Raw genomic sequence first — 22,074 nt, 5'->3', positions numbered from 1 at the left:
AACAGGGATATGCAATGACAGAAAATGTACAACTTGGCGCGCTGTTAGCCGCCTGCCACTGGATCGGGGAGAAGGGCTGGTGCCCAGCGACCGGTGGTAATATGTCCCTGCGGCTGGACTCGACTCATTGTCTGGTTACCGAATCGGGTAAAGATAAAGGCAGCCTCACCGCTGACGATTTTCTACTGGTAGAAACCGCCAACAACCATGTTCCCAGTGGGCGCACACCCTCGGCAGAGACCGGGCTACATACCTTGCTTTATCGTCGGTATCCAGAGATCAATGCGGTGTTACATACTCACTCGGTGAATGCCACTGTGCTATCTCGGGTTGAGCGTAGCCATGAATTAGTATTGCAAGGCTATGAAATGCAGAAATCACTATCGGGTCAGCGTAGTCATTTGGATGCGGTTGCCATCCCTATTTTTGATAATGATCAGGATATTCCGGCGCTGGCCCAACGGGTTGCCGCACTGGCAGATAATAACCCGCTACACTACGGATTCTTGGTGCGCGGTCATGGCCTGTATTGCTGGGGAAATAGCGTGGTGGAAGCCCGTCGTCATCTGGAAGGGCTGGAATTCTTGTTCCAGTGTGAACTGCAACGCCGCTTGTTTGATCTCAATCCTAACGTGGGGGCTAAATGATCCAGGCTATTGTTACCGATATTGAAGGCACCACCAGTGACATCCGCTTTGTCCATCAGGTGCTGTTCCCCTATGCCCGCGAGCGACTGACGCCCTATTTGCGTGCACATCAGCAGGATGAAGAGATTGCCGTAGCGCTAACCAGTTTGCGCCATGAACTTGCACAGCCGGATGCTGATATTGAAACATTGATTACCGCGTTACATGGTTTTATGGATGAAGACCGTAAATCCACGGCGTTGAAAGCGATTCAAGGCATTATCTGGCGCACCGGTTATCTGCAAGGGGACTTTCGTGGTCATCTTTACCCAGAAGTGGCCCGGCAATTGGCCGACTGGCAGCAACAGGGTTTGGGGTTATATGTCTACTCTTCCGGCTCGGTTGCTGCGCAGAAACTGTTGTTTGGTTACAGCGATGCAGGGGATTTACGCCCGCTATTCAGTGGCTATTTTGATACCCATGTTGGGGGGAAACGTGAGGTGAGCTCTTATCAGAATATTGCTAGTCAATTAGCTATCGCCCCACAAGCACTGCTGTTTTTATCTGATATCCGTCAGGAGTTGGATGCTGCGCAACTGGCGGGTTGGCAAACTTGCCAACTGATTCGCGACTTTCCTGATAACGAAAGCCGCCACCCACAGGTGAGACGTTTTGATCAAATCGTTTTGGAGGATTTTACAGCATGAGCGGATTAACGATTTTTAGTGATGAGCAGCCGGAGCAACCGCTGTGGCAAAGCCGTGATGCTGAAGAGATCCAGCAGCAACTGACTGCTATTGGTGTGCGCTTTGAGCGCTGGCAGGCAGATCGTGAACTGGGTGAAAATCCACAGCCGGAGGCGGTGATTGCAGCTTATCAACATGAGATTGACCGGCTGGTGGCGGAGAAGGGTTATCAGAGTTGGGATGTGATTAGCATGCGGCCTGATAACGCTCAGCGGGAAGTGTTGCGTGAGAAGTTTTTATCAGAACATACCCACGGTGAAGATGAAGTGCGCTTTTTCGTTGCAGGTGCAGGGTTGTTCTGTTTGCATCTGAACGGTAAAATTTATCAAATACTTTGTGAAAAGAATGACTTACTTTCTGTCCCTGCCGATACTCGCCACTGGTTTGATATGGGGTCTGCACCGAATTTCACGGCTATTCGGGTATTTGATAATCCTGAGGGGTGGGTGGCACATTTTACTGGCGATAAGATAGCCGATGCTTATCCACGTTTGGATTGATCACCTTCTTACTTGAAGCCGCAGCTAACACCGCTGCGGCTTCAATTGCTTTGGGGATAAAATTACAAACATTGCTAATTCTTAGCTTGGAAGAAGCCTGCCGCCACTTGTTCTGGGCTAATGACGCCGCTGTCTAATACCCAACCACTGATCAATGCTGCCGGTGTGACATCAAATGCCGGGTTATACACAGCGGCATCTTCTGGTGCCCAATGGCAACTGCCAAAGCTGCCTGAGACACCGGTCACTTCACTGGCGGCACGCTGCTCGATTGGGATCGCTGCACCATTCGGGCAGTTTGGATCGTGAGTAGTGTGCGGGGCGGCAACATAGAACGGAATATTGTGATAGTGGGCCAACACCGCCAAACTGTAAGTGCCTATTTTATTTGCCACATCGCCGTTGGCGGCAATGCGATCCGCACCAACCCAGATAGCATCCACTTTGCCCTGAGCCATCAGGCTGGCAGCCATCGAATCACAAATCAATTGATATGGAATACCTAACTCACCTAACTCCCAGGCGGTTAAGCGGCCGCCTTGTAGTAAAGGACGGGTTTCATCGACCCACACCTGCTGAATATTACCTTGCTGATGGGCTTTCAATAATACGCCGATAGCGGTACCAATGCCTGCCGTAGCGAGGCCACCGGTATTGCAGTGGGTTAGCAAGTTACTGCCCGGTTTAACCAGTGCCGCCCCATGCCGGGCAATGCGCTCGCACAATTCTCGGTCTTCATCCACCAAATGTAGCGCTTCGCGGACCAAAGTATCGACCCAGTTGGCTTGTAGCAAAGCCTGCTGCATCCGTGCCAGATTATTCATCAAGTTGACTGCCGTCGGGCGGGATTCACGCAGCGCGATGAGTGCCTGCTCAAGTTGAGCTTGCGGCAAACCACGTTCTGCCAGTAAAGCCAATAATAAACTTGCTGACAGTCCAATGAGCGGTGCACCACGGACTCGCAATGTTTGGATATGACCAATCAGTAACTCTACCGTATCAGCTAATAGCCACTCCTGACGCTGTGGTAATGCCTGCTGATCGAGTATCCAGAGCTGGTTATCGATAATTCTTAAGCTGGTGGTTTGTAAATCGAGCCTGTTAAGCGTCTGCATTGTCAGTTAAATCCATGTTGCGTTATTGCATCTGGTTTCTTATTCTGCCAACATATCTTACGGATGTGTAGACGTCTATATGGTTTTACGCCTAAATACGGATTTTTTAGCTCTAACAGAGAATAATTTCACAGCTAAGCAAGTAGTTGGCGGTGAGTGAACCAGAATCGGGTAAAGAATAAAGAGGTCGAAGATGTCGCGCTACCATACATTTACTGCTGCGGATGCTGTTGAATATGCTCGCCAATTTGGTCAGGTTGCTAATCCACTGACCTTAGTGATGGCCGATGAAATTGGGGATGGCAATCTCAATCTGGTGTTTAAAATCCGTGATGCGGCCGGCGTCAGTCGGGTGATTGTCAAGCAGGCACTGCCTTATGTGCGCTGCGTTGGGGAGTCTTGGCCGTTGACCTTGGATCGCGCCAGAATTGAAGCGCAAACCCTGCTGACACACAGCCAATTTTGCCCTCAACACACGGTCAATGTGCTGCATCACGATGCTGAATTGGCGGTTATGGTGCAAGAGGACTTATCTGATCACCATATCTGGCGCAGTGAACTGCTGGCAGGTAAACACTATCCGCAAGCGGCGGGACAACTGGCTGAATATTTGGCGCAAACCTTATTCCATACCTCAGATTTTTATCAGTCGGCACAAGCCAAAAAAGCGGCAGTGAGCTGCTATACCAATCCAGAGTTGTGCCAGATTACTGAGGATCTATTCTTTACTGACCCTTATATTGATCATGAACGTAATAATTTTGATCCGGCATTACTCCCTGATGTACTGGCTCTGCGCCAGGATAATGCTCTCAAGGTGGCGGTGGCCTCACTTAAACATCGCTTCTTGAGTAAGGCCGAAGCATTGCTGCACGGGGATATTCATAGTGGTTCTATCTTCGTTGCTGAGGGGCGTTTGAAAACTATTGATGCCGAATTTGGTTTCTATGGCCCAATCGGCTTTGATGTGGGTACCGCACTAGGGAATTTACTGCTCAATTACTGTGGACTACCCGGCTTGGCCGGCCCTCGTGATGCCGCAGCTAGCCGCGAGCAACGGCTGAAAGATGTGCATATTATCTGGCAAACATTTTCTAGCCGTTTCGTGGCGTTAAGTCAGGAAAAAACGCAGGATTTAGCCTTAGCGACCGAAGGATATGTACAACAGTTCCTGCAACAGGTTTGGCAAGACGCGATAGGGTTTTGTGGTACTGAATTAATTCGGCGTACCATTGGCCTGGCACATGTTGCTGATCTGGATAGTATCGCTGATGAAGAGATGCGCCGGGAATGTCAGCGTCATGCGTTGAGTTTGGGGCGTAGTTTGATATTGGCCGCATCACACATTGATAACATTGATAATTTGATTGCTCGCATCAGGCAGAATGGATAGCAAAAATTATTCATGGTACTCGGTGATGGTCTGAACCAGAATATAGTGACCCCGTTAAGTAATGCGGGGCTTTTTATTATTTAAATTACTATATCTAATTATAATTATAAAAAGCATTGTTCATATTTAAGTGATTAGCGGGTATTTAGGCTGTTTTAAAATACGATTAATGTTTTTTATTGTTATTATTAGTATTCCATGTGGCTTATTATTTCTTTTACTGTAATTGTAGTTGGTGTTATTTGGCTGGCTGGCTATTATTTTAATGTGTGTTTTCATTTTGTTAAGTTATTACTTCACTCCCTATTTAAATTCTAATTACTTTGATTATTTATTTGTATGTGAATCTATTATTGTTTCATGTCGATAATGAAATATCTACCATAAATAACTATTTGTTATACGTGTGAGATGAATATTAGTCTGAACCAACAGAGGTTACTCTTTGGGATGTTGGTATTTATTAATTTGTCATGCCATTTTACATTCTATTTTATGTTTATTTAATCACTTTATTAACTTGCTAACTAAAATCAACTATGTGGGCCAGTATTAAATGACGGAGGTTCTTATTATTTAAACTGGCGTGATCATCATGCTAAGCAGGCGTATTTTATGCGACATTTTTATTATCCAGAAAAATTACGGTATCAGACTAAACTGAGTTCCACAGTAATCATGTTTGCCCTTTTTTTTTGCTCACAGGTAGTCGCCGCTCCTCAGGTCATAAATGTACCGAATGCGGGTGTGATTAGTAACGAAATACGGCAAACAACGCCGGTGCCATTGCGTGCGCCACAGGAAGCTGAAATCAAACTTCCACCTTTGCTCCTTCCTACATCGTTTGGCGGTTCTACCTCGGCGGGAAGAATCATGTTACGTGAGGTTAGATTCGAGGGTGATACCCAGTTATTACGGCACAGTAACGGAAATAATAAAGCACTACGCGCCGTAATTACGCCTTGGTTGGGGCAACAATTAACCTTTAATGATTTACAAACCATGACGTTAGCGGTAACTCGCTTTTATCGACAACAAGGATTTGTTGCCACTCAGGCAATATTGCCACCACAAACTATCCGTGAAGGTGTTGTCATAGTTCGTATTATTGCTGGCAGATTAGATAAACCGGAGATTAATAATCAGAGCCGGTTGAATACTGATTTTGCTACTGCGGTGATTGAAAGTAATAGTTGTAGCAAAGAAGTGGGTTTTGTTGGCAATAAAGATTGTGCCGCTTCTCCGGCTGAGTTATCCCGCCTTGAACGCACCACCCTTATTTTTAATGAAATTCCGGGGGTTGATGCTGCTTTGGCATTAAAACCGGGAACTCAATCGGGAATGACGAGAGTTTATGCTGATATTTCCCCAGGACAGACTGCGATGGGATATCTCGGTGTGGATAACCAGGGTAATAATTATTCTGGTCATAATCGGTTATTAGTCGGTGGGGTACTCAATAATATGACCGGCTGGGGTGATCAACTACGTACTGATTTTATTTTATCCAGCTCGGTAGATGTATTCAATGGCATGTTGGATTACAACTTCCCCATTAATACTTATGGCACCCGTGCAGCGCTTAATTATAGTTATCTGGATTATACCCTAAAGGGGCCTTTCGAAATATTGGATGCTCATGGCCATTCTAACACTTGGGGCATTAATTTACGCCATCCGTGGATCCGTAATTCGGCAGCTAGAATTGATGTGAATACCGGTTATTATCAGAGCAGAATGCGTGATTCACTGATTATGCTGCCAGAACAAAAGCGCAATCTGGATGCCGGTGAGTTTGGTCTTGGTGGTACGTTTACCGCAGTACCTAGAGGACTCAGTAATTTTACTTTACTGGGTACGGCAGGCCATCTGTCATTGGATGACGAATTCAGTCAAAGCATGAATTCCTTAACTGGTATTGGTGGCACTTTTGCCCGTTTTAATTATCGTGCCGGTCATGATCAGGGTTTTGGCCCTTATTTCACCTTTTTCAACCAATTTACCGGTCAAATAGCCAGTAAGAATCTTGATAGCTCACAAAAACTGTTATTAGGTGGGCCGCTGGCGGTGCGCGCCTATGGCATTGGTGAAGGGGCGGTGGATAAAGGCACTCTTTTCACTACCGAATTACGCACCCACTGGCAACTCTTACTTCCCACATGGGCAGGAACTGGGAATCAAATCACCTTTGCGGCATTTTTTGACCAAGGGTGGGGCTCTTACTATCGCCAGCCTATCGCGGGCCTGACGGGGAATAATATTAACCTGTCTGGCTTTGGTGCCTATATCACACTCTTTCGTCCGGCAGATTACACCTTGAATCTGACTTGGGCACATCGAACCGGCCAGGCTGCAATTGCACAACCGGATAACGACCAACTTTGGCTTAGCGCTTACAAGATGTTTTAGCGCTTATTGGCATATTTGTCAGATTTAATGGACGTGAATAATGAACAGTAAATTATACAAACTTATTTTCTGCCGTCGGTTGGGATGTTTAATTGCTGTCGGAGAGTTTACCCGAACTTACGGACGGTCCTTTTCGTCTGGCGGCAAAAAAGTCATTAATGACAATAATACAAAAGCTGGAATATTAAGCCATCTGGCCATCATGACGGGATTAGCTCTTGGCATATTACCGCTACGGGTATTCGCCCATCCCTCACTGCCGGTTAACGGCAATATTATTATCGGTCAAGGTGTGTTGAATGTTCACAACACCACCCTTACCGTGACTCAGCAAAGCGATAAGTTGGCAATCAATTGGGGCAGCTTTGATATCGCGCAGGGGAACAGCGTTATTTATAACCAGCCAGGGCAGCAGAGTATTGCGCTGAACCGGGTGCTTGGTCGCGATGCATCGCAGATATATGGCAGCCTAAAAGCGAATGGACAGGTCTTTTTACTTAATCCGAATGGCATTCTGTTTGGAAAAGGTGCGCAAGTTGATGTTGGTGGTTTGGTTGCCAGTACTAAATCCATGTCAAATCAGGATTTTGTTTCTGGGCGCTATACGTTGACCAGCCGAAAACATGAAGGCAAGTTGGTTAATCAGGCTAATTTGCACACCACCACTGGTGGCTATATCGCGCTGATCGGCCAGCAGGTTGATAATCAGGCTTCCGGTGTTATCGCGTCGCCGCAAGGAAAAGTAGCATTAGCGAGCGGGAGTCGTGTCACCCTTAATCTGGATCACGGCAGCTTGCTGAGTGTGCAAGTCCAGGGTGAACAGGTCAGTACTTTGTTGCAAAACGGCGGGCTGATTCAGGCTGATGGCGGGGTTATCCAACTGACAGCGCGCGGCAAAGAGATGTTAATGAATACTGTGATTGATAATACCGGTATTTTGCAGGCGCATAGTTTATCTGAAAAAAATGGCGTTATTTACCTCGATGGCGGCAGTGAAGGGGTGGTGAGCCAGCAAGGTGTTATTGATGTCAGTAGTGCGCAGGGCCGTGGCGGGAATGTTATCTTGCAAGGTGAAAAGATACATTTGGTCGAAACGAGCAAAATTGATGCTCGCGGGGCTGAGGGCGGTGGCAAAGTCCTGGTCGGGGGCGATTGGCAGGGTAAAAATAATGCGATAAAAAATGCCCGAGCAGTCGTCATGGATAAAGGTGCGGATATTGATGTTTCTGCTTCAAACCACGGGTCGGGTGGTACCGCCGTGCTCTGGTCAGAAGATTACACTGGCTTCTATGGCAATATTTATGCTCGTGGTGGGCTACAGTCAGGTAATGGTGGGCAGGTAGAGACATCCAGTAACCGTAATTTACAGGCTTTTGGTCAGGTTGATACTGCGGCTATTCATGGTAGTCAGGGGAGTTGGTTACTTGATCCCGCAGAGGTAAGTATTGTTGGTAGTGGTGCTGAAAGCGGGGTAATGGTTCAGATTGGGGACATTCCTGCTGGATATGTGAAAAATACCCAGGTTTTCGCTCCGACGGTCAAGGTAGCGCAAATATTGAATAGCAGTATCAATACTCAACTCGATCGCGGCACCAATGTGACGGTGACTACCACTAATCACACTTTAACCAATTGCCGCTGGTGCAATATTACGCTAGAGGCTGATATCAATAAAACAGCGGGTGGCGATGCTACGCTGACGTTACATGCTGACGGCAATGTTGTTATTAACAATAATATTACCGCTAATCTTGGCAAGCTGAATCTTAATTTATTAGCGGGTAATTCTACTGCCGACTCTGTTATTACATTAAATAATAGTGATGTGTTGTTAAATAAAGGGGATTTATTGGCAAAACATGCCAATGATAACAGTGCGACTCGTATTATTATTATGGGTGGGAAATATGATGTCGGCAACCTCACTCTTGAAGGAAATGCTGGGGTGGCATCGCAAATTGGGGTGAGTATCAGTCATGCTGCTAATATTTCTGTAGCAGGTGAAACGCGTATAGCGGGTGAAAGTAGTAATGCTAATGGGCAAGGGTGGCGGGGTGTTGATATATCTGAGGATTCAGTCTTGACTGGTTCGGGTAATATTTTATTTGATCTTAAGTCTAATTCTAAAAGTTCGTGGGTAGGCACATTTACGAATGCAACCATTACCGGTGATAAAGATATCACATTCCTGGTAAATACCAATGGTAGTGCATATGGTGGAATGGATTTTATTAATGGCAGTATTTATTCTAAGTCTGGCAATGTTTTATTTGATATCAATGGTGATATCTTTACCCAGACTAACCTTGGGTTACGAATAAAGGAATCACAAGTTAATGGAAATAGTGTTAAATTAAATATCAATATCACTGGAGTTGATGGTTTATTACTTAGAGATAGTAACCTTACGGCAACTGCCGGTAATATTGATGTTGATGCCACTACTACCAATAAAGGGCTGTGGATCTCAGGTGACACTAATATAAATGCCAGTGGCGATATTAATCTGAAAGGTGTAACCACGAACTCTACAGTTGCGGGTGCTGATGCCATCAGGATAAGTGGTAACTCCAGTAGTGTTCAGGTCAATATGACTGCCGGTGGTAATATATCGCTGGTGGCGGTTAATGAAGGAACGGAAATCGGTACCACAGTTGTTGCGGATTTTGCCAATATAAAAGCACAGGAAGGAGATTTTAATTTAAATATCAGTGGGGTCAAAGGCAGTCCTTTCAATAATGTCACTATCAGTGCCGATAATATTTTGATGAATGGTAATATCATCGGTAATGAGGTTATATTGATGAAGAATACAGTTCTTACTGCTAAAAATGATATTAGAACCAATTTAACCTCCGCCGCACATAAAGCCTTCGGGTTCAGCGGTAATGGTGCGATGACGGCAGGCCAAGATATACTATTAGTTGCCAATACCTCAGCACTCGCTGTGGAGGCGGTGACAATAAATGGGACCTCATCTAACAAAGTAAATATCACTGCGGGGAAAGATATATCAATAGAAGCCAATAATCATGGCAATACTTCAGGGGCGGGTATTGGTATTGATGGGGCTAATATTGAAACTAAAAACGGAAACTTCACAGTAAATAACAATGGTTCAAAAGGCATAACCTGGGCCAATTTAGATCTCACAGCAAATGAGGTTAACGTTGTCTCTAACTCGACTAGCTCTGCCGGATTGGCAATACGTGAATCTAATATTACTGCTACAACAGGTGATATTAATGCCAATGTAACCTCCGAAAAAGAAGGTATTTTGATTAAGCCAAATACCATTTTTAATGCTAACAAAGATATTAATCTGACGGGAGTTGCCACCGGTGATGGCGAAGGGATTTTTATTCAAGGGGATTCAAATACGTCACATAATAATCTTAATGCACAAGGAAATATCACCTTAAATGGTAAGGCTGATATGGGGGCTGCTACGCGAGCATCTGTCTATCTATTAAATACGACGCTGACATCAACTGAGCACAATATTGATATCAATGGTCTGTCTCAAGGTTCGAGACATGTTTATTTTACTGATGTAGAACTTAATGCTACTGCGGGGAATGTTACTGTTTATTCTGAAACACTGGCCGCTTTACCGACTTCATTAAGCACTGCATTAAGTTTGGGGGGGAATATCAGTATAAAAGCCAAAAATGGTTCGATGATCGGTAAAGCATTTAATACGACGCAGGGCTCAGGCGTTGGTTTTAGAGCCAATAGTACCTTGTCGGTTGAAGGGAATATTGCGTTTCAAGGCGAGACAGAAGGCAATGGTGCTACCCGCAAAGGGATTGATTTTAATGGGGTGAATACACTCAATATTGCTAAAGGTAGCCAATTATCTCTCCTCGGTGAAAATAAAGGGGCACCAGCGACTGCTGGTGGAGGGGGTATTACCCATACAGATGCAGCTCAGTTAACGATAAACAATAATGGTTCTTTCAAAATGGAAGGGCGCTCAACCAGCGGTGTCGGCATTAACTTTCCTGCCAGTAATAATAGCGTGATATTAAGTGGCGAGGGTGACACTCTCATTAGCGGCAGTAGTGTCGAAGGTATTGGGGTTGCTATTTCCGGTGTGGTTAATAACGGTACCGGCCCGGTCACGATTGAAGGAACCAGTATTGATAGCGCCGGTGTTCACCTCTTCAGTGCCGAGCATCAAATTAATCATATTAATGTCACCGGGAGTTCAACCCATGCCGAAGGTCTGCGCATTAGCGGCAATGCCACTATTACTGATACCACTCTGACCGGAGAATCAATTAATGGCAATGGTGTGAAAATTGATCCACTGCCGGGTTCTAATATTGTCACTCATGCCGTGTTAGATAATGCCACGCTCAATGGCAGTAGTACTAATGGCATCGGCGTAGAGATTGCCAATGATATAAAGGGTGTCCATCAGAGTGTTATTAATGGCAGCACCGATGGTGTTGGTTATGGCATGGATATAGCAGAAAATTTATATGTCATCGGCACCAGTGAAACCGATTTGCTGACACTAAATGGGGTGGCAACAACAGATACCGGTACTGGGATAAAACTCAATGGCAATAATGATTTAAGTAATACCAGCTTAAATGGCTCGGCTGTGGATGGTATTGCATTGCATATCATCGGCCCACTGACCAATCAAGGCAATACGGTATTGAACGGCACTGCTTCCGGCAGCGGTATTGGTGTGTGGGTTAATGGCCAACTGAGCGACAGTGTGGTGAATGGGACTGCGGCCAGTGGCATTGGTGTTCAAGTTATGAATGGTGTGCTTGATGACAGCCGCATCAATGGCATCTCCGATTCTGGTTCTGGGGTTGGCGTCAATGGCGACACGGTGCTGAATGATACCGTGCTGGTGGGAAATAGTTCGGATGGTAAAGGGGTGGAGATCGTGGGCCGCCTGTCAGGTAGCCACGGCAGCGCAGTACAGGGTGAAGTGGTTAACGGCACGGGAGTGTATATCGATAGAGATGCCACTCTCACTGGTGGTGGTACGGACGATCTGTTTGCTGTCAACGGTAATGCGATGGGCGATAAAGGCACCGGTGTGCAACTGGAAGGTAATAATACCCTTGATAATACCACGCTAAACGGTAGCGCCACTCAGGGTACCGGTGTTGATATTGCCGGTCCGCTGGTGAATAACGGCAATACTCGCGTGGTGGGTATTGCCACTGGCGGCAACGGGGTGGCGCTGAACGGGGCGATCGCTGGCGGCACGGTTAATGGCAACTCGGACAGGGGGACGGGTGTCAAAGTTGATGGTGATATCCAACTTAATAACACCATCATTAACGGTAACAGCTCTGACGGTAAGGGGGTGGAGATCGCCGGTAACCTCACTGGCCGCAATGGCAGTGCGGTACAGGGCGATACCACTAACGGCACCGGGGTGGACATTGGTAAACAAATCCTCCTGGAGGGCGGTGGCCTGGGTGACCTGCTCAATGTTACCGGCAACGCCACCGGCGAGAATGGCACCGGCGTGCAGCTTGACGGTATCAATCTCCTTGATAACACCACCCTGACGGGGAATGCCACTAACGGCACCGGGGTGGATATTAATGGCTTACTACAAAATGAAGGTAATACCACGATTGGGGGGCAATCGGAGAATGGCAACGGTGTCCAGCTTGGAGGGGCAGTCAGTGGCGGCACAATTAATGGTACATCAGCTAATGGCAGCGGCATCAAGGTGGCAAATGACAGTAATCTGGACCACGCCATCCTCAACGGTAACAGCCCGGACGGTAAGGGGGTAGAGTTCGCCGCTAATCTGACAGGTGGCAACGGCAGCGTGGTGCAAGGCGATACCACTAATGGCACCGGTGTTGATATTGGTGAAAACGCCTCGCTCAGTGGCCCTGCAGCGGATGATCTGCTGACGGTGATCGGCAATGCTAGCGGTGAGAAAGGCACCGGTGTTCAGTTCGGCGGCAACAATACGCTGAATGACACCACCTTAGGCGGTAATGCCAGCGATGGTCATGGCGTGGAGATCACGGGGCTAGTATTCAACAGCGGCAATACGACGATTAATGGTGATGCCGCAGGTGATGGTCATGGTGTGCATATTGGTGGCCCAATTAGTGGGGGGAGGGTGAACGGCCGTTCCGGTAATACTCATGGTATTTTCCTCAATGATTATGCAGCGATAACTGACATTACGCTTGGCGGGAATACCGGCTCATATAAGCCATCGGTGTTTTTCACCTTGCCGGAGAATATTGGTGACAATGTGATTATCAATGGCAAACCTGTTAATAAAAATAATTTTGGCGGTAAAGTCAGGTCGGCCCCTAACCCCGGTGAGAAATCGACTGGAGATAGTACGCAGGTAGCTCAGTCTCAGGAGGGGGGGGAATCAGCCTCGTTACTCATAAGACGAAATCAAATTCTCGGCGCCCTCGAAACACAAACTTTACCGCCCTCTATCCTGACTGAATATGAGCATGATAGTACAGACCATATCAGCCTCACGGTTTGTATTCCTAAGGGTATAACCTCCGAACAGGTTACCAATGAGCACGAGCTATGCGGGACCCATGTTCTCGGTAAGTGGAACCCCCTGACTAAAATATCGGGTCAGGAGTAATGGATTTTTAACTCTCTAAATTTGCTAGAGAAATCGTGATGTCGATGTGACAAGGTGAGCTGACAATGGTGGAGAAAACGGCTGAATTAGCATCAGCGGTAGAGCAGTCGACCGCATTTTCATTACCCTATTTCGAGTTTTTAGTGTGTGTGCGGCGCTATGAGGAGGCGGGGCGATTACTGGTCTTGATGTTGGAGCAACTGGACCGCCAATATGGCCGCTGGGATGTTTTTTCGCTTAAGCATCAATCGGTACAGCAACAGGAGCATTACTGTAATCGCCTGGCTGCGGCTATTGGCAACCTACTTTCTGATCCTGGTTTTGTGGTATCCGATAAAGGTTTTTTACAACTGATTAATTTCCATCGCTGGATAGCGTTGATATTTGCCGCATCACCTTTTGGCCATGCGGATCATGTGATTACCAACCTTAATCAAGCGGGGGAGGGATGCGCCCATCCTTTGCGCTTTGAGCACCATAATTTTCTGAAATTTTGCCTGATGTATTTACCTGAATCGGGTATTCCGCTTCAGCCGGATATATTGTGGCAATTTAATCCCCCTGTGGCCGCGGCACTGTTTCTGGCGTTACTGTCGCCACGTATTTTACCCAGCGCTGCTGGGCATGCGAAACGTGAGCGGCTATTAGAGTGGTTACCTGAAAAACTACTAACGCTAGAGAATCTTGAGGGCTTACCTGAACGCATCCTGCACGATGTTTATATGCATTGCAGTTATGCAGATAGAGCAGCAAAACACGCCATAAAACGCAGTATTAATTTTCACTTACGTAACACGCTGCTGCGCAATGGGCTATCTGATAACCACTCCCTCCCACCTGCGCGGGATAAACCATTGATGCTGGTTATCCTGGAGTGGTTTAACAGCGGCCATTCTATTTACCGTACTCACTCCAGTACGTTGCGCGCCGCGCGTGAGCAGTTTTCCACCCATGGCGTCACCATTGTGGGGGCCACTGATGCCATCACCCGTGACGTTTTTGATGATTTTACCCAGGTCCAGCGGGCGGGGGCGGTTGAGGCTATTGTGGCATTGGCGCAACAATTGCGACCGGATGTTATCTACTTCCCCAGTGTCGGGATGTTTCCACTCACCATTGCACTGACTAATTTACGCTTAGCGCCCTTACAGATAATGGCACTAGGCCATCCGGCAACGACCCATTCCAGCTATATTGATGCGGTATTAGTGGAAGAGGATTATCTGGGGGATCCTCAGTGTTTCTCCGAAAAAGTGGTTGCGTTACCCAAGGACTGTCTGCCCTATGTGCCGCCTGCCAATATTTGCCAGCCGGAACCGATACAACATTTCGATGAGCGCCCAGCGGTACATATCGCGGTTTGTGCCTCGGCGATGAAAATTAACCCTCGCTTTATCGATACCTGTGCTGAGATTGCCCGGCAAACATCAACGCCGGTGATATTTCATTTTTTGGTGGGTTTTTGCTGGGGAATTACCCATCGAGTGATGGAAAAAGCCGTTAATGCTGTTATCCCTCAAGCTAAAATCTATGAGCATTTGGCCTATCAGGACTATTTATTGGTCATTAATCAGTGTGACCTGTTTATTAATCCTTTTCCTTTCGGCAATACCAATGGCATCGTCGATACTGTGCGTCAGGGGTTACCCGGTGTTTGCCTGAGTGGGGCTGAAGTACACGAACATATCGATGAGGGATTGTTCCGTCGGCTGGGATTATCTGCGGAGTTGATTGCACATGATTTGGCTGAGTATATTGCGGTTACCGTGCGGCTGATCACCGATATTGAGTGGCGTAATAGCCTACGTCGCCAGTTGTTAACAATTCAGCCTGATAATGTGCTGTTTAGCGGGAAACCTGAGCAATTCGGGCTAATTATTAGAGGCCTGCTTGATGATTGTGGTGCTGAAAGAGGATAAAAAAAGCCTCCTGAATCGGAGGCTTGAGTAGACACTAACATCAATAAGACTTATTTATTACGCTGCTTCAGTTTGCCGTTGTTTGGTTGGCTGCTTTAGTGCAGGCTTGGCTGCCAAGGCATCGGCTGCAAACTCATCGACATTAATTGAGCGCAGGCGACTCTCTTCTGCTTTAGTCAAAATAGCGGCCTCTTCAACATTGATTTTCCCTTCAGCCAGCGCATTTTTTGCCAGCACATCCAGGCGAGTAAATGGCAGGCTTTTACCCGCTTCTTTACTCAGGCGCTTATGAATTGGCTCTGCTGCAATCACATCTTGCAAAGCGGCTTCCAGCAAACCTACTGGATTAAACTCGCTCGGTGTCAGATACTGACCACGACCAATACGGCTGCGGGTTGCTGACGGTACTTGCAGTAACTGCGCCAGTTGATGGTCCAACTGGTCTGACGGTGCCTGATGTACGCGACCAAACGGGAAGACCACCAACCGCATTAACCCGGCAATAACGCCATTTGGGAAGTTACGCAGTAAATCATCCAGAGCCTGCTCTGCCTGATGCAGGGCATCCTGCACACCCCAATGAACCAGCGGCAGATCTTCTTTTTGGCGGCCTTCGTCTTCATAGCGTTTCAACGTTGCTGATGCCAGATACATTTGGCTGAGAATATCCCCCAAACGGGCAGAAATACGTTCACGACGTTTCAGGCTGCCACCCAACACCCCCATTGAGACATCAGAGAGCAAAGCTAAATTGGCGCTCAGGCGGTTCAGATGCTGGTAATAACGGCGAGTGCTGTCTTTGGTTGGCGTGGCACTGGTGCGGCCATTGGTCAGCCCCAACCAGAAGCTACGGACTTTGCTACTACCCACATGGCCCAAATGACCGAACAGCGCTTTATCGAAGGCGGCAACATCATTAGATTGTGCTGCTGCCATTTCATCCAGAACAAACGGATGGCAACGGATTGCCCCCTGGCCGAAGATAATCATGCTACGGGTCAGAATGTTAGCGCCTTCAACGGTGATACCGATAGGGGCACCTTGGTAGCCACGGGCTACGAAGTTGGCCGGACCAAGGCAGATCCCTTTACCGCCGGCAATATCCATGGCATCCATCACAGCGCGTTGACCACGGTGGGTACAGTGATATTTAACGATAGCGGATAACACCGCCGGTTTCTCACCTAGCATAATACCGCTGGTAATTAAGGTTGCCGCCGCGTCCATCACATAAGCATTACCGGCGATTCGCGCCAACGGCTCTTCAATCCCTTCCATTTTACCGATTGAGATTTTGAACTGACGACGAATATAGGCGTAAGCACCGATCCCCATCGCCACACTTTTTAAGCTACCAGTGGCATTGGACGGCAAGGTAATCCCGCGGCCAACAGACAGGCATTCCACCAGCATGCGCCAGCCCTGCCCAGCCATTTTTGGCCCGCCGATGATGTAATCAATCGGCACAAAGATATCGTTGCCACGGGTCGGGCCATTTTGGAATGGCACATTCAGTGGGAAGTGACGACGACCAATTTCCACCCCAGGGGTGTTGGTTGGGATCAGCGCACAGGTGATGCCTAAATCAACGGTATCGCCCAACAGATGTTCAGGGTCAGACAGTTTGAACGCCAGCCCGAGCACTGTGGCGATCGGGGCGAGGGTGATATAGCGTTTATTCCAGGTCAGGCGCATGCCCAGTACCTGCTTACCTTGCCATTCGCCCATACAGACGGTGCCGGTATCTGGGATTGCGCCGGCATCAGAACCCGCTTCTGGGCTGGTTAGGGCGAAACAAGGGATCTCGTCGCCACGAGCCAAACCAGGCAAATAATGATTTTTTTGCTCTTCAGTGCCGTAGTGTTGCAGCAATTCGCCGGGGCCGAGAGAGTTAGGTACACCAACAGTGATGGCCAAAATGCCAGACACGCCAGACAGTTTTTGCAGTACACGTGCCTGAGCATAAGCTGAGAAATCAAGGCCGCCGTACTCTTTCTTAATGATCATCGCAAAGAAGCGGTGTTCTTTCAGATACGCCCACAGTTCTGGCGGCAAGTCAGCCAGTTCGTGGGTAATTTGGAAGTCATTAGCCATACGACAGGCTTCTTCTACCGGCCCATCAATAAAAGCTTGTTCTTCGGCAGTTAACTGCGGTTTTGGGTAGTTATGCAGTTTCTTCCAGTCAGGCTGGCCCTGGAATAAATCACCTTCCCACCAAGTGGTACCTGCATCAATCGCTTCTTTTTCGGTGCGTGACATCGCAGGCATGACTTTACGGAACATGCGCAATGCTGGTGCAGAAAACAGTGACTGGCGCAGTGGGGTCAGCGTCAGGGGTAGCAAAACAATCACCAGAGGCAATAATGCCCAGAATGACCATAACTGCAACGCTCCCATCGCGGCGGTGTAAACGACAAGAATCAAACTACTGAGATAGAGGTTCACCTGGTGATAGAACAGCACACCAATAAGAACCAGTAAGGCAACAATGCTAAGAACCATCATAGTGAAGCTCCTGAGATGTAGGAGGTCTGACCTGTTGAGAGATACATTTGTTGTAGTCCATCTCATTATTTTTATCAATACCATTACATGTTATTTACAACTCATCTCACAAACTGCCCGCATTAATAGTTAAAACTCTTATGTCTTATTCATTACAGTGCTTCTCGCTGTTTATGCTATCCGGTACACTGACGGCTGATGAATATCGATGCCATAGAACTATAAAGAGGCTCCCATGTACCAGGATTTAATCCGCAGTGAATTGAATGAAGCAGCAGACACACTGGCAAACTTTTTGAAAGATGATAGCAATATCAATGCTATTGCGAGCGCAGCCGTATTATTGGCTGATTCTTTTAAGGCTGGCGGTAAAGTCTTGTCATGCGGTAATGGCGGTTCCCATTGTGATGCCATGCATTTTGCCGAAGAGTTGACCGGCCGCTACCGCGAGAATCGTCCAGGTTATCCGGCGATTGCTATTTCAGATGTTAGCCATATCTCTTGTGTTAGTAATGATTTTGGTTATGACTATATCTTCTCTCGTTATGTTGAAGCCGTCGGCCGCACAGGGGATGTATTACTCGGTATTTCCACTTCCGGTAATTCAGCTAATGTCATTAAGGCGATTGATGCTGCTCGTGCCAAAGGGATGAAGGTGATCACCCTGACGGGTAAAGACGGTGGCAAAATGGCGGGTACGGCAGATATCGAAATTCGGGTTCCCCATTTTGGTTATGCCGATCGCATTCAGGAAATTCATATCAAAGTGATTCATATCTTGATTCAATTGATTGAAAAAGAGATGGTTAAAGCCTGATATGTCGTGGTGATCAACGGTATTATCAATCTCGTTGATCACCTAGACGGTGAGCGAGAGCAGCTACAACGCTGCAACACCAAGAGCTAAGATATACGCGGGAGGTTGGTTATGTGCGAATTGCTCGGGATGAGCGCAAATGTTCCCACGGATATTTGCTTTAGCTTTACCGGCCTAGTGCAAAGGGGCGGGGGGACTGGCCCACATAAAGATGGCTGGGGTATTACCTTTTATGAAGGTAATGGTTGCCGCACGTTTAAAGATCCCCAACCCAGTTTTAATTCACCCATAGCCCGTTTGGTACAAGACTACCCGATAAAATCCTGTGCGGTGGTTTCTCATATCCGTCAGGCAAATCGCGGTGAAGTGGCGTTAGAGAATACCCACCCTTTTACCCGCGAAATGTGGGGACGAAACTGGACGTATGCCCATAACGGCCAACTTAAAGGTTATCGTCAATTAGAGACCGGTACTTTCCGGCCTATCGGTCAGACTGACAGCGAATATGCTTTCTGCTGGCTACTTAATCAATTGGCAAAGCGCTACCCTCGTACTCCCAGTAATTGGCCAGCGGTATTCCGCTATATCGCTACCCTATGTGAGCAGTTGCGGGCCAAAGGGGTCTTTAATATGTTGCTCTCGGATGGGCGTTTTGTGATGGCGTTCTGTTCGACCAATCTGTATTGGATTACGCGCCGGGCACCTTTTGGTAAAGCGACCTTACTGGATCAAGATGTTGAGATAGATTTTCAACGCCAGACCACACCCAAAGATGTGGTCACGGTGATTGCGACTCAACCCCTGACAGGTAATGAAACCTGGCACAAAATTGCACCAGGTGAATTTGCATTATTCTGTTTTGGTGAGCGAATTTGATTTGGTGAGCGCATATTGCGATACCGGTGCATTGGAGACTGGCGGGCGGCTGAGTACATACTGCCCGTTGATCACTGCAACGGATGGGGGCATCCGGTTTTTGGTAAAATAGGCATATCCCGGCTGTAATTGCCGCCAGAAGCTGTAATCCGACGAGTTACGGTGGCGTTGCATATTTTGTTCAGTCATACGGAATGGATAGATACTGATATCCACTTTTTCCTGACCAAAGATAAATGCCGTTTGCACGTAGTTAAATATCTCGTCCATATAGGCATCGGTCATTGCATAACAGCCGATTGATTTGCAAGCGCCGTGGATCATCAGATATTTCCCTGAATAACCCTGCGACTTATCATAATCATTTGGGAAGCCAATATTGATTGCCCGATAAAACTTACTGTCAGGTTTTAAATGGCGCATATCAATACTGTAAAAACCTTCCGGGCTTTTAAAATCCCCTTCACGGCGTTTTGGGCCAAGGCCACCTGAAAATTCACAGATGCGATAGCTTTGCACTAAACGATATTCACCTTGTAGCCTGGCGTATAATTCCAGGGTACGTTCTTCTTTGAAAATCTGAATATAGACCGATGACCCGAGTAATTGTTGTTTTAGCTCTTTGGATACTGCCACAGGCTCACTGGCTGAGCTGGTGAAGGATACCGCAGGCAAACCAATTATCACCACAAACGTAAGCATCGCAAACAACCGTGCGATTTTGCCCATTTATTATTCCTACTTATATTATGTAAATTATGCCACTGCATTTTTCGATTTATAGGCGCAGATTATCAGTCGGAAAAATTTTAGCAATATATGTTTTGTATAAAATAACCACAAAGTCGGTAAACATGAATTAACGATACGGTTTTACCGAGTGGATAGATAAATTAGCCGTAAAATATTCGTGTTTGCTTGACCCAGGTCACTGCATTTGTCAGACAGTGCGGAATGAAAATGCTAAAATCGTCCACTGCTGATGGCTTGCACATGTAATCGTTATAACAGCCATTTTACCCTGAAATCATTCAATGTGGGTATCAGTACTCATTACCGCGATGCTTTCAATTAGCGTTTATGTTTATCTAATTGACTGGGTATTAAACCGTCGTTTAACTGAACCATGAAAGTATCTTATCTTTATGTGGCTGTACGCTCTGGGCTAAGTACAGCATTTGATATAACTAATAAAGTCGCTCAAACCTATGATTAAAATAAAGAAAGGACTCGACCTACCCATCGCCGGAGCACCTGTGCAGGTGATAGAGGATGGTCCTGCTATTCGTCATGTGGCTCTGCTCGGTGAAGAGTATGTGGGCATGCGCCCCTCAATGTTGGTGCAAGAAGGTGATTGGGTTAAGAAAGGCCAGGCGCTCTTTGAAGATAAAAAAAATCCAGGGGTGACCTTTACTGCGATCGCCAGTGGCAGAATTAGCGCTATTAATCGTGGTGAACGCCGGGTGCTACAATCTGTTGTGATAGAGATTGAAGGGGATGAGCAAGTACCTTTCCCACACTATGATGCAGCGGACCTTAATCATCTGAGCAATGAACAGGTGCAAAGCCTATTACTGGCGTCTGGTTTATGGACTGCATTCAGAACCCGCCCGTTTAGTAAAACCCCTGTTCCTAGTAGTCGCCCACGCGCTATTTTTGTCAGTGCAATGGATACCCAACCGCTGGCAGCCAATCCGCAGGTCATTATTGCCACTGAGTCAGACGCCTTTAAGCACGGTTTAACTGTTCTTACGCGTCTAACTGAAGGCAAGGTGCATGTGGGCCATGCCCCGGGGCAGGTGGTTGCCAACCATTCTAATGCCCAGATAACTTATAATGAATTCTCCGGCCCCCATCCTGCGGGTCTGGTTGGTACCCACATCCATTTTCTTGAACCGGTGAGCTTGCGTAAAATGGTGTGGCATGTGGGTTATCAGGATGTGATTGCTATCGGTAAATTATTTACCCGTGGTGAACTCTGTACTGACCGCATCGTTGCGCTGGCGGGTCCACAGGTAAATCAACCAGTATTAGTGCGTACCCGTTTGGGTGCCAGCCTGGCTGAATTAACCGCGGCTAAGTTAAAAGAGGGGGAGAACCGTATTATCTCTGGTTCAGTCCTCAGCGGCACTGCTTTCTCCGCAACTCATGGTTATTTGGGCCGTTTCCACCAGCAAGTATCGGTTATCCGCGAAGGGCGAGAAAAAGAACTATTTGGTTGGGTAATGCCAGGTCGCGATAAATATTCGATCACCCGCACCACGCTGGGCCATTTCTTCAAACGCAAACTGTTTGCTTTCTCAACCGACATGCACGGCGGGGAGCGCGCTATGGTGCCTATTGGCAACTATGAGCGGGTGATGCCACTGGATATCCTGGCAACCCATTTGTTGCGTGATCTGTTATCCGGTGATACCGACAGCGCGCAAGCGCTAGGGTGCCTGGAGTTAGATGAAGAAGATTTGGCTTTATGTACATTTGTCTGCCCCGGTAAGTACGAATACGGTCCGGTACTGCGCGACATATTGACCCAGATTGAGCAGGAAGGATAACTG

General features: G+C 47.3%; 13 protein-coding genes. 10 read left to right on the top strand and 3 right to left on the bottom strand.

Annotated elements, in window-relative coordinates:
* Window positions 1–14 precede the first annotated feature (14 nt).
* The 3 genes from V1953_RS16425 to V1953_RS16415 are packed head-to-tail and all read left to right on the top strand — an operon-like array spanning window position 15 to window position 1,872.
* Window positions 15–647, top strand: a complete 633-nt coding sequence (locus V1953_RS16425) for a methylthioribulose 1-phosphate dehydratase (RefSeq protein ID WP_083160169.1) — start codon at window positions 15–17, stop codon at window positions 645–647.
* Entirely contained in the window at window positions 644–1,333 is a 690-nt protein-coding gene (gene mtnC, locus V1953_RS16420) for an acireductone synthase (protein WP_442851133.1), read from the top strand. Before V1953_RS16425 ends, mtnC begins: the two co-directional genes overlap by 4 nt.
* The gene (locus tag V1953_RS16415; RefSeq protein ID WP_083160165.1) at window positions 1,330–1,872 is read left to right on the top strand and encodes a 1,2-dihydroxy-3-keto-5-methylthiopentene dioxygenase; all 543 of its coding nucleotides are present in this window, start codon (window positions 1,330–1,332) and stop codon (window positions 1,870–1,872) included. The genes mtnC and V1953_RS16415 overlap by 4 nt, the downstream gene beginning before the upstream one ends.
* A 74-nt stretch (window positions 1,873–1,946) precedes the next feature.
* On the opposite strand, the gene mtnA is transcribed toward V1953_RS16415, so the two are convergent.
* On the bottom strand, window positions 1,947–2,987 hold the full coding sequence (mtnA, locus tag V1953_RS16410; RefSeq protein WP_372568740.1) for an S-methyl-5-thioribose-1-phosphate isomerase: 1,041 nt from the start codon (window positions 2,985–2,987) through the stop codon (window positions 1,947–1,949).
* A 193-nt stretch (window positions 2,988–3,180) separates the two neighbouring features.
* Here mtnA and mtnK point away from each other — a divergent pair, with 193 nt between their 5' ends.
* From mtnK to V1953_RS16390, 4 genes are all read left to right on the top strand, one after another.
* On the top strand, window positions 3,181–4,380 hold the full coding sequence (gene mtnK / locus V1953_RS16405; protein ID WP_083160161.1) for an S-methyl-5-thioribose kinase: 1,200 nt from the start codon (window positions 3,181–3,183) through the stop codon (window positions 4,378–4,380).
* 615 nt (window positions 4,381–4,995) lie between these two features.
* The gene (locus tag V1953_RS16400; protein ID WP_442851132.1) at window positions 4,996–6,789 is read left to right on the top strand and encodes a ShlB/FhaC/HecB family hemolysin secretion/activation protein; all 1,794 of its coding nucleotides are present in this window, start codon (window positions 4,996–4,998) and stop codon (window positions 6,787–6,789) included.
* Window positions 6,790–6,829: 40 nt separating this feature from the next.
* Window positions 6,830–13,402, top strand: a complete 6,573-nt coding sequence (locus tag V1953_RS16395; protein WP_442851131.1) for a two-partner secretion domain-containing protein — start codon at window positions 6,830–6,832, stop codon at window positions 13,400–13,402.
* Window positions 13,403–13,467: 65 nt separating this feature from the next.
* Entirely contained in the window at window positions 13,468–15,321 is a 1,854-nt protein-coding gene (locus V1953_RS16390; protein WP_442851130.1) for a glycosyltransferase, read from the top strand.
* Between the two features lie 57 nt (window positions 15,322–15,378).
* Here the strand turns inward: V1953_RS16390 and fadE are convergent, their stop codons facing one another.
* A complete protein-coding gene (gene fadE, locus V1953_RS16385) occupies window positions 15,379–17,826 on the bottom strand; it encodes an acyl-CoA dehydrogenase FadE (RefSeq protein ID WP_442851129.1) in 2,448 nt (815 codons plus the stop codon).
* A 235-nt stretch (window positions 17,827–18,061) separates the two neighbouring features.
* Here fadE and lpcA point away from each other — a divergent pair, with 235 nt between their 5' ends.
* Together lpcA and V1953_RS16375 are read left to right on the top strand one after the other, a co-directional pair.
* Complete coding sequence (gene lpcA, locus V1953_RS16380; protein WP_372568744.1) at window positions 18,062–18,643, top strand: D-sedoheptulose 7-phosphate isomerase; 582 nt, start codon at window positions 18,062–18,064, stop codon at window positions 18,641–18,643.
* A gap of 111 nt (window positions 18,644–18,754) precedes the next feature.
* Entirely contained in the window at window positions 18,755–19,519 is a 765-nt protein-coding gene (locus tag V1953_RS16375; protein ID WP_102970460.1) for a class II glutamine amidotransferase, read from the top strand.
* Here V1953_RS16375 and dpaA read toward each other — a convergent pair.
* The gene (gene dpaA / locus V1953_RS16370; protein ID WP_083160149.1) at window positions 19,493–20,248 is read right to left on the bottom strand and encodes a peptidoglycan meso-diaminopimelic acid protein amidase; all 756 of its coding nucleotides are present in this window, start codon (window positions 20,246–20,248) and stop codon (window positions 19,493–19,495) included. The genes V1953_RS16375 and dpaA overlap by 27 nt on opposite strands.
* Window positions 20,249–20,727: 479 nt before the next feature.
* On the opposite strand from dpaA, the gene V1953_RS16365 reads away from it, so the two are divergent.
* Entirely contained in the window at window positions 20,728–22,071 is a 1,344-nt protein-coding gene (locus V1953_RS16365) for a Na(+)-translocating NADH-quinone reductase subunit A (RefSeq protein WP_442851128.1), read from the top strand.
* Window positions 22,072–22,074: the final 3 nt, after the last annotated feature.

The organism is Yersinia sp. 2541 StPb PI (genome assembly GCF_052217145.1).
Taxonomy (GTDB): domain Bacteria; phylum Pseudomonadota; class Gammaproteobacteria; order Enterobacterales; family Enterobacteriaceae; genus Yersinia; species Yersinia enterocolitica_E.
Note: the sequence above shows the minus strand (reverse complement) of the source record. Positions and strands in the feature narration are given on the sequence as shown.